The organism is Flavivirga eckloniae (assembly GCF_002886045.1).
Classification (GTDB): Bacteria; Bacteroidota; Bacteroidia; order Flavobacteriales; family Flavobacteriaceae; genus Flavivirga; species Flavivirga eckloniae.
This window is the reverse complement of record NZ_CP025791.1, coordinates 3,963,484-3,979,084: the sequence shown is the minus strand read 5'-3', so window position 1 is coordinate 3,979,084 and position 15,601 is coordinate 3,963,484. Positions and strand designations below refer to the sequence as shown.

Annotated in this window: 13 protein-coding genes; 1 reads left to right on the top strand and 12 read right to left on the bottom strand. The window is 33.8% G+C overall.

The features are described from left to right. Positions 1-132: 132 nt before the first annotated feature. Entirely contained in the window at positions 133-2,850 is a 2,718-nt protein-coding gene (locus C1H87_RS16470) for a response regulator (RefSeq protein ID WP_158655257.1), read from the bottom strand. Positions 2,851-3,212: 362 nt separating this feature from the next. Then, positions 3,213-4,199 (bottom strand): hypothetical protein, encoded by a 987-nt coding sequence (locus C1H87_RS16465; protein WP_199769300.1) that lies wholly within the window; start codon positions 4,197-4,199, stop codon positions 3,213-3,215. Between the two features lie 110 nt (positions 4,200-4,309). Here C1H87_RS16465 and C1H87_RS16460 point away from each other — a divergent pair, with 110 nt between their 5' ends. Further along, on the top strand, positions 4,310-5,782 hold the full coding sequence (locus C1H87_RS16460; RefSeq protein WP_199769299.1) for a mannosyltransferase: 1,473 nt from the start codon (positions 4,310-4,312) through the stop codon (positions 5,780-5,782). On the opposite strand, the gene C1H87_RS16455 is transcribed toward C1H87_RS16460, so the two are convergent. The 10 genes from C1H87_RS16455 to C1H87_RS16410 all read right to left on the bottom strand — a co-directional run bounded on the left by C1H87_RS16455 (position 5,746) and on the right by C1H87_RS16410 (position 15,578). Further along, positions 5,746-5,976: a hypothetical protein gene (locus tag C1H87_RS16455; RefSeq protein WP_102756867.1), complete on the bottom strand. Its 231-nt coding sequence runs from the start codon at positions 5,974-5,976 to the stop codon at positions 5,746-5,748. The two genes, C1H87_RS16460 and C1H87_RS16455, sit on opposite strands and share 37 nt — an antisense overlap. Positions 5,977-5,995: 19 nt before the next feature. Next, positions 5,996-6,274, bottom strand: coding sequence for a hypothetical protein (locus tag C1H87_RS16450; RefSeq protein WP_102756866.1), 279 nt, complete (start codon positions 6,272-6,274; stop codon positions 5,996-5,998). Positions 6,275-6,628: 354 nt separating this feature from the next. After that, positions 6,629-7,474: a pseudouridine synthase gene (locus C1H87_RS16445; RefSeq protein WP_102758299.1), complete on the bottom strand. Its 846-nt coding sequence runs from the start codon at positions 7,472-7,474 to the stop codon at positions 6,629-6,631. A 315-nt stretch (positions 7,475-7,789) separates the two neighbouring features. Further along, positions 7,790-8,482, bottom strand: a complete 693-nt coding sequence (locus C1H87_RS16440) for a hypothetical protein (protein WP_102756865.1) — start codon at positions 8,480-8,482, stop codon at positions 7,790-7,792. Further along, positions 8,469-9,491, bottom strand: a complete 1,023-nt coding sequence (locus C1H87_RS16435) for a hypothetical protein (protein WP_102756864.1) — start codon at positions 9,489-9,491, stop codon at positions 8,469-8,471. The genes C1H87_RS16440 and C1H87_RS16435 overlap by 14 nt, the downstream gene beginning before the upstream one ends. A gap of 33 nt (positions 9,492-9,524) precedes the next feature. Further along, positions 9,525-10,556 (bottom strand): hypothetical protein, encoded by a 1,032-nt coding sequence (locus tag C1H87_RS16430; RefSeq protein ID WP_102756863.1) that lies wholly within the window; start codon positions 10,554-10,556, stop codon positions 9,525-9,527. 40 nt (positions 10,557-10,596) lie between these two features. Continuing rightward, positions 10,597-11,241 (bottom strand): protein RhiA, encoded by a 645-nt coding sequence (locus tag C1H87_RS16425; RefSeq protein ID WP_102756862.1) that lies wholly within the window; start codon positions 11,239-11,241, stop codon positions 10,597-10,599. A gap of 68 nt (positions 11,242-11,309) precedes the next feature. Further along, a complete protein-coding gene (locus tag C1H87_RS16420; RefSeq protein WP_102756861.1) occupies positions 11,310-11,996 on the bottom strand; it encodes a protein RhiA in 687 nt (228 codons plus the stop codon). A 1,100-nt stretch (positions 11,997-13,096) separates the two neighbouring features. Continuing rightward, positions 13,097-13,843, bottom strand: a complete 747-nt coding sequence (locus C1H87_RS16415; RefSeq protein ID WP_102756860.1) for a LytR/AlgR family response regulator transcription factor — start codon at positions 13,841-13,843, stop codon at positions 13,097-13,099. Next, complete coding sequence (locus C1H87_RS16410) at positions 13,836-15,578, bottom strand: tetratricopeptide repeat-containing sensor histidine kinase (protein WP_102756859.1); 1,743 nt, start codon at positions 15,576-15,578, stop codon at positions 13,836-13,838. The genes C1H87_RS16415 and C1H87_RS16410 overlap by 8 nt, the downstream gene beginning before the upstream one ends. Positions 15,579-15,601: the final 23 nt, after the last annotated feature.

Genomic DNA, 15,601 nt, shown 5'->3' with positions numbered 1-15,601 from the left:
TTTGAAAATTCTAAAGTAATACCATGAGTTTTTATTCACTTTTTTATATGTAACAAAAACTAACAGATATGTAACATAACATTGTTATAAGAGTTTCGGAAAGTCCTGTTTTAAGATATTAACGGGAAGAAATTATCGTCTTCTATACTCTGTAGGAGTACAGCGATAGATATCTTTAAAACACTTATTGAAATAAGAAATGGTATCAAAACCTACATCTGTAGCGATCTCTGAAACGGTAAGGTCGGAAGATCTAAGACATTGCGCTGCTTTTTTTAGCCGTTCAACATTTACGAATTCTGTAGTCGATAAACCGGTAAGGCTTCTTAATTTTCTGTGTAGTGTCATTCTAGCCATGCCCATACTCTTACTAAATTCATCTGCAGTAAAAGAAGAATCCATCAATTTTATAAGTAATATGTCATTGACCCTGCCCCAAAATTTTTCGTCTATAGAATTGGTAGCTATCATTTTGGGATTAATTTCAGATTCCCGCCGATATCGATCTTGCAATTTTTGCCTAAGCTTAATTATATTCTTGACCTTACTTATCAGGACCTTCATATTAAAAGGTTTTACGATATAATCATCGGCTCCGTTTACGATACCTACGAGCTCATTATCTTCTCCAACTTTGGCAGTAAGCAAGATGATAGGGATATGGCAGGTACACTCATCATTTTTTAACTCTCTCGTTAACTCAACCCCATCTTTTACAGGCATCATGATATCAGAAATAATTAGGTCCGGGATATGATTTAACGCAAGATCTATACCTAGCCGCCCGTTTTTTGCAACGATAACCTTATACGCCTTTTCAAAGGTTTCCTTAAGTAGCATTCTCAAGTCTTCATTATCCTCAACGATCAATATCACAGGTAATTCATTATTTCTTTTTTTTGAGGTTTCTTCTTTTACTAATACTCCATTTGTAAAACAAGGAGTTAACAGTTCAGGAGCAAAGGTTTTTTCTGAGGTTTCAATACGAATATCCGAATTTTTAAAGTCATTTTTATGCACAGAAAGCCCTACCTTAAAAGCTATCCATTCATTTGGTTTACTCTCTACCTGTATAGTGCCTTTATGCAACTTCACCAATTCCTTTACCAAAGCCAATCCTATTCCAGAGCCTGGTTGGTAATTATCGACTTGATAAAATCGTTCAAAAATTTTCTCAGATTGTTCTTTGGAAAGCCCTTTTCCTGTATTTTTTACTTTCAGATATAAGATACCTTCTTTTATGAAAGCTCTACAAACTATTCCTCCTCCTTCAGAAGTATATTTAATTGCATTTGACAACAAGTTAATCGTGACTTTTTCTATTATATCCCGATCATACCATCTGTTTTCCCTGTTTTTTTCAACGCTTATAATATAAGTAACACCTTTTTGTTTTGCCTTGTACACAAATGAATCTGCTATGGCACTTATAACACCTAAAATATTGCCTTTGTTTATTTGTAGTTTTTGGTATCCCGACTCTGCCTTTGACATTTCCAGAAGTTGATCTACAAGTCCTAATAATCTTTTATTATTACGTTGTATCATTTCAAAATTTGTGCGATCTTTTTCAGAAAGTTTCTTATCGCTTAATTTCTCCTCTATTGGAACGGCTATAAGTGTAAGTGGGGTTCTAAATTCGTGCGAGATATTTGCATAAAAATCAGATTTTAGGATATCCATTTCTTTTTTCTTTTTAGACTCTAAAATCACTTTATATTTTTTTAGATCCAAATATGAGAGCACACTCATAAATACGGCTGCTTCTAATACGATAATGGGCACTAGGATAAAGAAACCAATATTAAAAGCTATAATATACCCGATTACTACGCAGGCAGAGCCTATTGCCATTATTTTAGTTTCCAGCGTACCTTTTTTAATAAATGCATAGATTACATACAGTAGATTTAAAAATGAAATTATATGGATAACACTATTTACAAGAAGTAAATGATAAGAGGTGTATGGATTGATTAAAATAAGGGCATTATAAGCAACAATAAATCCTAAGAAAAAATAAATAGTACCATTGACTACTTTATATAATTTCTTATAATTGTTTTTCATGTCGACGAAAGACACGAAAAAAAACATATAAAACAGGTGTGCTAGCAATTGTCCATTCTGATTAAAATAAAAGTAGAGAATCGGTTTTATCCCGGCATATAGGTTATAAAAATAAAACGTGCGATATCCGTAATTAAATATTAGGCAAAACATATAAAGACTGAAATACAGAAAGTAAATTTTTCTGATAATTGCAAAATGTAAGATCATAAAGACAAATGCAATAATAATCATTCCTATAAGCATTGCAAATGTGAATTCAAAAGTTTCATAACTACGTATAGAATCCTTATAAGTATCTTTATTAAAAACAGGTATATAACTATATGTTTCGAATGAAACATCAGTATTGACTGCTTTGTTTCCAAAAAAAGTTAGAGGAATATTCTTGAAGTAAAAAGGCCTTGTAAAATCAACTTGTGCCGTATTTATAACAATCCTGCTTGCATGATGAAATTCTATTATCGGCTCATCAAAAATTAAAAGACCTGCCTCATATCTCTGAAATCCTCCCTGCTTTTTGGGAACAAATAATACAAGCTTGTCGGACTGAGAGAAAGTAAAATTAATACGCTTGATATTATGTATTGTATCTACTTCAAATTGAAAACGTGCCCAATGGTCTTTTCCAATGGCTGGTCTATCAATAAATGTATCTGTATACGACAAATGAATTGCCTGATCGATTGTAAGCGAATCTCTTACCGTTGGATTAGGAAATCTTTCGGGTTGCATCGTATAAATATCGTCAGGTTCAATTTTGATGACCTCTTGGGCCATTAAACGGGTGTGTATGCAGAGAAAGAAAAAAGATAAAAAATAACCGAGTCTGATCATTTATTAAGTTGATTTTCAATCATGGGTATGATAGTGATTCTGTATTGATTTCCTTTTTTTCTATGCGCCTATTAACTCATCGTATTTATATGAAAACCGTGTATTCGTTTTAATTAACTTGTAATCTTTTAAATTAACAAGGCCCCTTTGTTGATTATATTTATGGGGTTTTTCATATTCATAGCCTTTTAATGTTACACAAATCTTACTAAGATGTACCAGCTTTGTTAATAACGACAAATCAAAAGCAAACAATTCTCTATGGCCTATTGAACGACATTAGATTGTTCTATTTATAATAAAAACTAATTCTTCAAAGTAATATCCCCCAACTCAATAACCTCAAAATTATCCAAAGTGACTTGCTTTAGTTTTTTAAGGTCATCATTATCCCATTTTTCATGAGGTGCTCCGGTTATAAACATATCAGAACCTACATCGGCGAGCATCAATCCGTATGTTTTCATGGCCTTAAGAATAATTTGATTGGTCTTAGAAAAACCACTGATATCGAAATCGGCTTTAAGTCGTAATCTACCACCAAAAGGCATTAATTCATCACCTGTATTTCCAGACACCAAATGTCTTGCAGGATGTACATAGCCTTCATATATTTTGCTACGGCTTATGGTAAATCGTATCGGGTGATCTATAACTCCTTTTTCTATCTCCGGGTATCTTACTAATAACGGAAATATGGGTAAGCCTGCTGCATCTGCAGATGTCCAACCATCAGTTCTAAACGCCACTTTGTTTAAATCGAATACTGCTGCAGATGATGCTTCAAATCCGTCGCCCACCTGGGACGCGTTATATAATTCATATAACATTCCATTTTCTACATCAATAGAAATAATATGGCTATCTCCTGCTCCATTGCCCTCTATGGGTGCATTTAAGGGAATAGGAAATGGTCCTTGATCACTCTCATTACCATAATTGCCATCATAATTATTTGCTCTAAACGCTATAGGTACTTTTGGCTGACTTCCATCAACGCTAACATATGGAATTCCTATAGGAGATCCTTCCCATTCACCACTACCAAAGTCTGGAAAAAGACCTTTATTAGTGCCTATATTGTTGATTATTAAATCTGAATTTGCATCGACTGGACTATTGGAAATGTCCTTATTTAAAGGATGGCTTTCTGGAAAAATTTGAATGTTTTCTACATCACCAATTTCTCCTGCTGGATCTGGATTATTAACAGTATCATCAGAACCACCACATGCGGTCAAAAAGTTTAGGGCAATACTAAGCATTGCCATATTGAAGATTTGGGTTTTCATAAGTAGGTGTTTTTTATGCAATATAACGTTTTCCTGTTTTAAATATTTTGCAACTAGCAGAGTAAGCTAAACTTTTAAAATCGACCAACAAATAATATTATATTTGGCACATGCTTTTAAGCTCCTCTTTTTTTAAACTAAATAGAACGCCGTTACTGCTAACGGTATCATGTTTATTATTTTATTTTTCTTTTGCTTACAATTTAACCAGAACAGAATACACAAAGCTTATTATGCTATATGTTGCTTTGTTCTTTTTATTCTATAAACTGGTTAAATTACTAAAGCATAATTTATCACTTTTAACATGGATTGCTTTTGGGTTTCGTGCCGTCTTTATTTTAGCAATTCCTAACTTATCTCAAGATTTTTATCGTTTTATTTGGGATGGTTATATGATATTAACCGGGTTTAACCCTTACCTATACACTGCCGACCATCAAATGAGTTTGGGTATTATAACCGGACTTCATAATCAGATCGAGTTGTATGAAGGCATGGGCGCATTAAATTCTAGCCATTTTACTAATTACCCTCCAATAAATCAGCTTTGTTTTGTAATTGCCAACCTATTTCCCGGAACAAGTATTTTAAGTTCTGTGATTGGTTTAAGGCTCATTATTATTGCTGCCGATTTTGGTACGCTTTATTTTGGCAAAAAGCTACTTGAAAAGCTCAACATTCCTGCTCATAATATCTTTTGGTATATTTTAAATCCCTTTATTATTATTGAGTTAACAGGCAACCTTCACTTTGAAGGGGTTATGATATTTTTTCTTATTTGGAGTTTGTATTTATTATATTCTGGGAAGTGGCAATGGGCTGCGGTTGTTTTAGCTTTATCTATTTCGGTTAAGTTAATTCCGCTCATATTTTTGCCTTTGTTTTTTCAATATTTTATGAAACGTAATGTTATTTCGAATGAACAAAACAACGAGAAGCCTCCTATTGATAAACAGATTGCTTTGTCGTTACCTCCTCGCAATAACACATTAAATGGAATTAAAAAACTAATTGGGTTTTACACCATTGTTTTAATAACTACAGTCTTGTTGTTTGCTCCCTTTTATTCATCAGAATTCGTAAACAATTATGCAAAAACGGTTGGTTTATGGTTTCAAAACTTTGAGTTTAATGCCAGTATTTACTACTTAGCACGGGAAATTGGGTATTTGTTTAGGGGCTATAATGAAATAGCCATTATTGGTAAAGTGACTCCTATTATTGTTGTTCTATTTGTTTTTATTATAACATTTTTCAGGAAAAATAAAACAACCGTTGAGCTTATAACGGCTATGGTATTGGTATTATCTTTTTATTATTTCACAGCAACCACGGTACACCCTTGGTACGTTGCAACCCTTTTAATACTTTCTGTATTTACCAAATACAAATTCCCGTTGGTTTGGAGTTTTGTTATTATACTAAGCTACCTGGCTTATATAAACCTTAACAGTGCCGACAAATCTGAAAACCTATGGATTATTGGTTTGGAATACGTGATTGTTTATGGGGTACTTTTCTGGGAAATATTCACAAAGAAGCATTATTCCTCCATAAGCTCTAAACGTTGGATCCTATAAATAGCTTGATCTGTATCGTCAAAATCTTCAATAAATTTTAATTTAAAAGATTTTCCAATATAGGAGCTGTCATTTTTTAAATCGTAATGATATAGTGCTTTAGGGTGAATTTCCTCAAAATCTAACTGTACGCCATCATCAAATAAAAACGTATAATAGCCGTTTTCGTATTGCTTAAAAATCGCTAATTCCATTTACAAACAATTTAATAAATTACTCTTCTTCATTAAAATTTGTATCTGGTATTGGCGTATTCGTACTTTCCGCATCATCTTCATCACCAAAATCTGCCATAGCCTTAGCTAAATACGTACCTACTTTAACCAAATAAATGGTATCTTCTGTTTTTACTTCAACAGCTTCGATTAAATCGTTATGGGCGTTTCTAAATGAAATGATATGGTCATCATCATACCCGTCTGGAAATTTTTCGACTAAAAGATTTAAAATATCTTTGTTAAGTTTTTGATAGTCTACAATAATTCGTTTCATTTCTTAAAATCACTTAGGTTTAATTTAGATTTGGTAGTGTTAATATACAAATTAATTTCTGAATTTGTTTCATTCAAATTTTAAATAAATAATTTTTTTTAGGAATATTCGCTCAGAATTAAGCAGCATAAATCTATATCTATTTTGAATAGATATTTTGGAATAAACGGAAGTTAGCTTTAAGATTCGGTTATTTATCCTACAAACTGTTTTTGAATTTGACTTCCTAATTTTCAAAAACCCGAACGTATAAAAACATTTCATAATGTTCAGCTAAATGCTATTACAAATGAAATATAAAAAATTTAATTTAACGTTTTTTGAAGGTTATTTTTTTGAAGATTTTTCGATCTTTTAAAGCATTTTTAATGTATTTAGCTCCTGTTCAGTAAGATGTTTCCACGATCCGCGAGGAATATCCTTTTTAGTAAGGTGACCAATAGCAACGCAGTCTAAACTTTCAATGTCATACTTTAAATAATCGAATATGGAACGAATAATCGTGTTTCCTGTATTTTTAATTTTAAGACCTATTTCTTTTTTTGAAGCACCATCGATATAACTAATCTCTTCCACAGCTATTAGTTTGTCTTCAATTTTAAAACCAGCCTGGATCTTTTTTAAGTCTTCCAGCTTTAAGTTTTTATTTAATTCTATGTGAAATAATCGAGGCACGCCATTTTTAGAGTTTGTAAACTTATCTACAATGATATCATCATTTGTAAATAACAATAATCCTTTTGAGTTTCTACCCAAACGACCTATAGGTTTTATTCTGGAAGCTGTAGCATTAGCAACCAAATCCATAACCGTTCTACCTTTCCCTTCGCTTGTTGTGGTAGCAAAACCTTTAGGTTTGTTAAGAAGTACGTAGGCTTTCTTTTCCGGATAAATACGTGCACCGTCGTATTTAACCTCATCCCCCATCTTAACTTTATATCCCATTTCGGTAACCACCTTCCCGTTTACAGAAACTAAGCCTGTGGCAATATGAACATCGGCTTCCCGGCGCGAACACATTCCGGAATTAGCCACATATTTATTTAATCTAATCTCGTTTGGATTAGACGGTTTTTTATTTTGCTGAGCATCATTTTTTTTAAAAGAGGCATCTCCCTTCACAAAACTTTTCTTGAAGTTTTTCTTTGAACCTCCAAACGAAGTCTTTCCCTTGCTTTTATTATTGCGTTCCTTGCTCATAATTATAATTTTTGCAAAGGTAAGTAAAGCCATTGGCTTTCAAACATCAAAATGATAAATTAGAATTCTTTTTTAAAACCGCAATAAAATTAGTCGTTTAGCTTTAACAAAAAAATAAGGCTGTCTAAAAAGTTCTTGGATTGTCATTTTGAACACTTCGTCTGCGCTCCTACATAAACTAAAGCCAAAAATCCCAACACCTTAATAAACAGATGTTTAATTTTTAAGAGATTCCCTGCCTGCCGGCAGGCAGGTTCACTATGTTCTGAATGACACTTTTTAGACAGCCATTCTATTCATATTAATAAATTACGACTAACTAATAACCATCCACAACCCAGTGAACGCATAATTAACTCCCATAGGGTCACCTGTATGAACAGGTTCCCAGTTATTATTTAAACTTCCATCGTCTGGGTCGTAAAATTGACCATCGCTACCTTGGGCTACCCAATGTAATCCGCCTCCATTAACTTGTACACAAACGGCGTGGGTTTGGCCTGCACCCGGCGCTGCATAATCACCTGCATCTATATCTACATTGGCATCACCAACTACCTCTACACATCTTGGCGTTTCTCTCGGATATAAAACATTCAAAAAGGCATAACCTGCCGCCTGAGCGTTTATCTGTGGCGCAGGTCTTCCTAAATCTATTGCCACTTGCGCCATTGCTGCAGGAGAATTATATACATTTCCTGCTGCTAACAACTCAGGTACTACTGCTGCTGGTTGTTCGGGAATATTATTGTTTAAAATCCCTGTGACCATATAAGCTTTTGCACTTAATTGATGATAATCGTCGGCTAGTGCCGTAGCTGATGCATTATCGACTTCCTGTGGTCCTTCATTCGTATAAGCAAGGTCTGTTACTAATGGAAATATTCCAAAAGCACCTACCGATCCTATGATGACGTAAGCCCCACAGGCATTAGGATCATTTTGAGTCATGGCTGCTTGATCTATACCTGGTATTCCAGCCAGGGTAACTAAACTAATGTTTGGCATAATCTAAACTTTCTTCTTTTGCGTTATTATTTTCTCCCATTACGGTTTGTTTGTTCAAATAGTTTTTCAGCCAAATACCTTTTACATATTGCAGCGCTGCCATATATACATTATCGTTATTATTATGTGCAGTACAAATAGGCATAATGTAAACACTATCTGAGCCTGCTGGTTCCTTAAGCGCTACAGTCCCTAAAATAACATGGCCTCCTACTAAGCCAGAACTTACATTACAATGAAAACCTTTATAATTCAAGGAAGTACAAGTTGTAGCTAGGCCATATTGAGCTTGCCATAAACCAATCCAGGATTTTCCACCTATATGCGGATCATGACTACTCCCTATTACATTGGCAAAGTTTTCGCCATAGTTAAATGTAACTTCACCACCCCAAACAGATTCAATGGATTTAAACGAATAATCATCTCCGTAATCTTCTTTAGGATCATATATACCTACAAATTCACCCTTTTTGTATACTAGCAAAGTTTCCAAATATGCTTCTGGAGACAATTGTGGTGGCGAAGTTTTTATTTGCACGGTTAACCCTTCAATATTTTGCAATGTTTCAATTAAAGTGTTATTTGCTTCTTTTATTACATCAACAAAAAGACTTTCAAGGTTTGGTGTCATCTGTGTATTGTAGTTCCAATTGGGGTTACACATGCTTCCTTCATCCTCAATTGTACATTTTGAATAACCTTGGTGGCAATATTCTGCTGTACCTTCAGGAAAGGTTGTTAAAGTCATAGATTCTTTAGCTTCATAATCTGTCCCACATATTGTTAAAACCTTGTGTTTTGCATCAAACTCATAAGTAAAAGAAAGTTCAGCGTATAAAGACATACTATTAATATATTCAAGTCGGCCAATACTTACCGCCTTTGTTGTTATGGTATGTTTTCCGTTTTGGAACTCCAAACCCAAGTTAACTGTCGTTTTTTGAATATCTACAAATTGATTCTTATAATCTGGAGATAGTCTGAATAAAATATCTTTGCTTTTCATTTTTGTTCAAATTATTAGGTTGTTATATATAATCTAGGCCCATTTCATGGTATATAATTCCGATATGTTTTTACCTCGTGTCTCGGCACCTCCTGTACTTTCTGTATTAGATGTAAGCGCTTTGTTAATACTGGCAAGCGATGCGGCTGTTCCTGCAGGTATTTGTCCACTAAGATCAAACTGTAAACCATGTGTATGCGCTTTAAACTCGTCTTCTTCTACAGTACCCACGTTATCTCCTGTTACTGTTCCTTTACCAAGAGCCGTTCTGTTTGCCGCATCTGGATCTGTTTTTGCTCCATTGTCCCACGCTCTACTAAAATAACCGCGCATATCGGGGAGTAGAGAATTACCGTTTGATCCTACACCAAATTTTCCGTTTAAATAGGAGTTTAATCTTGTATAAGCATCTGATAGTTCTATGCTCGCGGTGCATAATGATAGTTCTACTGCTGGCGGAATATCTGTGGACACGTACTGTTTACGAACTCCAATAGTTCCCTCTACCATACAGGCTAAATTTTCTAAAGCGATATTGCCAACATTGGCGTAGACTTTATGTACGTATAATACAATTTCGCTAGTGCTGCTTTCAATGGCAACCACTAAATTGGTAGCCTTTTCGTTTACATCGATGCTAATATCGATTTCTTTGGTTTCTCCTGCATCAAAATAAACGGACTTACTACTAGTGCCTTTCCCGTCTGATAATGAAAAGGTAACTTCGCAACCCGAATTCCCAGGAACTTCTATAACAGTAGTGGCGCTTACCGTTTTTCCCTGAAGCGTATCTTCCCAACGAGGAAATTCGCTAATGGCTTGAGAAAAGGTCATTAAATCGTTACCACTGCTCTTTTTTAGTATGCAGGAATTCGTTGTTGGATCGAAACTAACAAGTCCGCCGGTTCCGGCATCTTGGTACACCCATCCGTCTGGATGCCCATAGGTAACAGCCGAATCGACCGTTTTATTACTGTAGTTTAAAAAATTGTAGTTATATACTAAATTTCTTTGCTGCATCGCAAACAAAAGATCTTCATTGTTTAAGGTTTCATTAGAGTTCATATATGTCTATTTTTTTAGAATCGTATTTGTTAAAGTAAAATCATGAAATTGTCCATAAATTATCTTCTCCCAGAGAAGCTGTTAGGTTATAAACATTAACGGGAAATGAAAATATTGCCGCATTTGAAATATTGGTTTGGCTAAGTACTCCTGTTACCTGCTTTTGAGATGTTGTGGCTGCGATCCAAAAGGTTGTGTTGGAATCAAATTCCTGTGATGTGTTAGTATAGCTTTGCTTTAAATAAGTTGCAAAATCGGACATTCCTATACCTGTAGAAAAAGTATAATTGGGTATATTATCTTCTCCTTTAATTAAAAATTTATCCGACGGCGTTCCCGAAACGGCACTTGAAAGTTTCGGTGTATTGTCTACTATACTAAATGTTGTACTATTATTTGAAGGTAAACTTGCCGATATATCACCTCCTGAAGCAGGAACTACATCTATTTGTAAATCTCCTGTATTAAACCACCAAAAAGAATCTTCTAAAGACCAAGTGAATATTATAAAAGAGTTTTTACCTATTTTATAAGGACTTGCCATCCATACCAGTGAATAAACATCATTGTCTTCCTGATTGAGCATTCTCTGATAGATATAAAAGTACCAGTTACTGTCTGAATTATTGATGCACTTTAAAGAGTATTGGGTAGCAGCATTTTCTTTTGAAAAGTCTAGGATCATTTTTTATTGTATGAATGAGGCGAGTTTAAAAACTCGCCTCATATGTATTATTAAAAGCGTAAAATGGCTTAATAGTCTACAAGCGCTTCGTTTAAAACAGCTTGATTTGCACTAATGTTCCATGTTTGATCCGATTTCAATGTCGCATACATGGTATAAGTATTATTAGGAAAATCTATTTCCGCAGTTTGAGCAATGTTTTGAGCTAATACCACTCCCATTTGCATTTCGGTAGCAGCAGCAATCCAATACTTTGGCTCTGGTGTGTACACCTGAGTTGCATTTGTTAATGCTTGTTGCACAAAAGTACCTTGACCAGACATTCCTATTCCTGTTGAGTAAGTACCATTAGGCACATTTGAAGCTTCATTAATAGTTAAACTCCCTGCTTGTCCTCCTGGAACAGGATTACTAAGTTGTGGTGCATTATCGTCTGTACTAAATGTTGTCATGTTTGGACCAGTAAGACTACATGATTTACTACCTCCAGCTTGGTAATTAACTCCTGGAGATACAGTACCTGTATTACCCCAAACAAATGAATAATCAATAGTCCAATCGAATGTTATCGTTGAACCTGGAGAAAGTTTATATGGAGAAGCAAACCAAGCTAAAGAAAAAACATCAGATGGCTGTGACGGCATAGTTTGGTATACATAAAATACCCATGGCACAGTTGAATCGTTTTTACACACTAGTTTATATGGTGTTCCTTCGGTTGCTTCATTAGCAAAATTCATTCTTAAATGACTCATAATAAATTGTTTAATTTCTTACTCGTAAGGCTTTTCAGGTTCCGCCCTTACAATTATGACCTTTGTAAGTAGGTTCGTTTATTTAAGTGGGTTCTGCTCCACGTTTAGGTAAATGGTTTCCGCTAACAACTTCAATAATCAACATTTGTAATTCATGTAAATACATGCAAGTCGAGTATTGCGTAGTTAACCTAAAACCTGTTTAGAAAATAAATTCTGCTAGCTTCGTTTTTTTCTATTCTAAAATTACAATAGGATTAAACCTGAAAATGAAAAAAAGACATAAGACGAAGATTCTTATGCATAAGAGCCGTAAAAAATGGTATAAGTTTATGATTGAAAGCGAAAATGAAAAAATGAGGATTAGGAATTGGCTTCATTCTCTTAAATCTGGTTGTTATTCGCGTCTAGTGCGACTACTTCTGCTAAGCCACGAATACACGAATAATAAAGAATTGAATCACTTGTGCTGGGTATCTATGAATAATTAGCGTGAATCTTGTTTAGGGAGCAATATGTCACTTCGACTACGCTCAGCGGAACTATCGAGAAGCTTTTTTGTCAAAAAATTATTTGTTTTCGATACGATCCCGAAGAAAATCGGGATCACTGCCATTGACGTATTTTGTTAAAAGCTTAATTTAGAACAGTTTGTCATTCAGAGCGCAGCGAACCTGCCTGCCGGCAGGCAGGGAATCTTTTAATAAATTATTCCTAAAGATTCTTCAGTCGTACCTCCCTGCCTGCCGGCAGGCACGGCTTCTGAATGACACCCGATGACGTCATTACCTCCGCTTGATAAAGCTTTTGTCTCAAGTCTGCCATTGACGTCGTTTTATAAACACCACTTAAATTGATGATTGACCTGTGTCCGGTCGAGCGCAGTCGAGACGTCCTTAAGACCTCTCGACTTCAGTCTATGCTGAGCACAGCCGAAGTACTAGAGGAGACATTACGTCAATATTTTACACTCGATAAAATTTTTATTGGATGTCTCAAACTGACATAAATTTTCTTATCCAAGATTCACAATAATCCAGACTGATTTGAATCCACTTTACCTTCGTTAATCATATTTATTAATAAACAACTAGCAACAATTACTTTAAAACCCGAATCTTTTTTATAAGGTCTTTGTATTTATCACTAAGAATTGCTTTATGATTTCCAGATAATACTATTAAGTTATCGGTGGGTATTATTTCTACAATTTTTTCAATATTTATAATATGGTTTCTATGTGTTCTACAAAACTTTGTAGCGTCTAAAGTTTTTAAAATTTTAGTTAGTGATATTAAAATTACAAACCGTTCTTTTTCGGTTATTATGTTACAATACCGTTCTTCTACTTCTATATAAACAATATCGTCTATAAGTACTTTTTTTAGCGCCTTCCCTTTTTTAACAAATAAGTACTCGTTGGTTATTACCGTATCTCGCTCTTCACTTAAAAATACGTCTGTTTGGTTATTAAACTTTTCTATAGCCATTTCTATGGCGTATAAAATCTCTAATTCATTAAAAGGTTTTAATAAAAAGCCAAAAGGTTGCGTGAGTTTTGCTCTATCAAATATTTCGCGATCGCATGAGCTAGTTAAGAATATAAATGGTATTGACTTGTCCGGTACGATACTAATGGTTTCTGCAAAGGCAATTCCTTCTGCATTACCATTTAAGAAAACATCAATAATAACGATATCTACTTTATTTTCGTAAAATAGAGTTAAAGCCTCGTTATAGGTAGTTGCAACCCCAACTAAATTATAATCATTAGCTAAAAGTACTTTTGCTAAGGCGTCGCTATCGGCTAAAGTGTCTTCTATAACTAATACATTTACTTTATCCATTTTTTTGATTTTTATGGAGTGATACAATTATTTTTGTTCCTTTTTCTTCTTCACTTTCAATCATAAACTTGCCATCATTTTTCTTAACCATCGACTTGCATAACTGCAGTCCCAATCCTGTTCCTATACTGTTTTCATTTCTTTTTTTAGAAAGCATGACAGTTTCTTTTAAGAGTTCTTGCCTTGTTTCATCGTTTATGCCCAATCCAGTATCTTCTATGACCAGATCGCAGTAAACATCGTTTTTGTTAAGTGTATATATTTTTATAAGACCATCTTGTTTGGAAAACTTTATGGCATTATCCAACAAGTTTCTAAGTACTATTTTTAAAGATTCTTGGTCTACAAAGGCCCAATCGTCTTTAAAAACCAGATTTTCAAAATGTATATTTTTGTCGAGCATCAATGACTTGTAGTTGTACGCTGTTTGCTCTACGATATAAAACAAACGTAATAGCTCTTTTTTAAAATAAGGTTGTTTGGTTTGTAATAAAGCCCAGTGGAGTAAATTATCCAATAGATTATAAGTGCCATTTGCTATAGCACTATTCTTTTTTAGAAGTTTACCTAATTTCTCAATATTCTTAGTTTCTAAATTTTCAGATAACTTTGTGTTACTTTTTTTAAGTGCGTTAACTGCCGATCTTAAATCGTGACTCACTACAGAAAATAACTTGTCTTTTGTTGCATTCAAATTGTTTAATTCTGCTTTTTGTGCTAGAATAATTTTATTGCTCTTAATTTTCTGATTGTAAAGTAAAGAGCCTATTCCTAATAATAACAATAGTGCAACACAAGAATAAAAAAGCCAATTTCTCTCCTTTGCTTTATGTGTGTTTTCTATTTCAAGCAAGGTGATCTCTTTTTGTTTTTGATTGATTGCGTGCTTCTTTTCGAATTGCGCTATTTCCCAAACTTTATTTTGATCGCTCAACGAGTCTTTCCACTTTTCAAATTCTTTCCTATAGATTAATGCTTGCTTGAAATTTTTTCTATTTTCTTCTACCACAGCCATGTTTAGTGCTGTTTTTCTTTTTAAATCAAAATCGTTAATTGTTTTTGATAGATGGTATGCTTTTTCAAAATATGGAATGGCTTGGCTATCTTTATATTGTACATAATACAAGTTGGCTAAATCTGCATACGATCCTATTAAAACAATAGTGTCTTTTTCTAAAACGTGCAATTCTGAACTTTTAAGCAAGTACCGTTCTGCTTTATCGAATTGATTAAGATGTAAATAGCTAATTCCTAAATTATGTAAAACAACACTTCTTTTAAAGCCAAAATCGATATTTTCAGGCAACTTTTCTATTTCCAAAAAATAGTTTATCGCTTTTTTAAATTCATTTTGACTTAACAGGATTTCTCCTAAAGACAACCGTACTTTATGATAAAATGAAAAATTGCCAGATATTTTGTTAAGTTCCTTTTTAGCTTCTTCCAGAAGTTTTTTTTGCTTGAAACTAATACCTCTATAATAATAGCAATAGTCGGTAAGATCGCTATTGTTAGTCTGACTCAACTGTTTCATTGAGTAAACTAAAGTTGAATCCCAATTCTTTTTTATAAAGAACTGGGATGCTTTGCAGAAATTAATTTCAGAACTAAATTCCTTAATTTTTTTCTTTATCTGTGTATCCAATAAATTTTCACCAGATTGATCTTTAAGTAGAAGCGAGGGTGTAAAATGCAAAAACAGTAAAGAAATTATTAATAGTTTAATTTCAACCATTACACTTTTACTAATCGAAAGTT

Coding starts and splice junctions, on each gene's coding strand:
- C1H87_RS16430 (WP_102756863.1), bottom strand. CDS start 10,556: ATGAACTCTAATGAAACCTTAAACAATGAAGATCTTTTGTTTGCGATG.
- C1H87_RS16460 (WP_199769299.1), top strand. CDS start 4,310: ATGCTTTTAAGCTCCTCTTTTTTTAAACTAAATAGAACGCCGTTACTG.
- C1H87_RS16425 (WP_102756862.1), bottom strand. CDS start 11,241: ATGATCCTAGACTTTTCAAAAGAAAATGCTGCTACCCAATACTCTTTA.
- C1H87_RS16450 (WP_102756866.1), bottom strand. CDS start 6,274: ATGAAACGAATTATTGTAGACTATCAAAAACTTAACAAAGATATTTTA.
- C1H87_RS16445 (WP_102758299.1), bottom strand. CDS start 7,474: ATGAGCAAGGAACGCAATAATAAAAGCAAGGGAAAGACTTCGTTTGGA.
- C1H87_RS16465 (WP_199769300.1), bottom strand. CDS start 4,199: ATGAAAACCCAAATCTTCAATATGGCAATGCTTAGTATTGCCCTAAAC.
- C1H87_RS16435 (WP_102756864.1), bottom strand. CDS start 9,491: ATGAAAAGCAAAGATATTTTATTCAGACTATCTCCAGATTATAAGAAT.
- C1H87_RS16440 (WP_102756865.1), bottom strand. CDS start 8,482: ATGCCAAACATTAGTTTAGTTACCCTGGCTGGAATACCAGGTATAGAT.
- C1H87_RS16410 (WP_102756859.1), bottom strand. CDS start 15,578: ATGGTTGAAATTAAACTATTAATAATTTCTTTACTGTTTTTGCATTTT.
- C1H87_RS16420 (WP_102756861.1), bottom strand. CDS start 11,996: ATGAGTCATTTAAGAATGAATTTTGCTAATGAAGCAACCGAAGGAACA.
- C1H87_RS16415 (WP_102756860.1), bottom strand. CDS start 13,843: ATGGATAAAGTAAATGTATTAGTTATAGAAGACACTTTAGCCGATAGC.
- C1H87_RS16470 (WP_158655257.1), bottom strand. CDS start 2,850: ATGGCCCAAGAGGTCATCAAAATTGAACCTGACGATATTTATACGATG.
- C1H87_RS16455 (WP_102756867.1), bottom strand. CDS start 5,976: ATGGAATTAGCGATTTTTAAGCAATACGAAAACGGCTATTATACGTTT.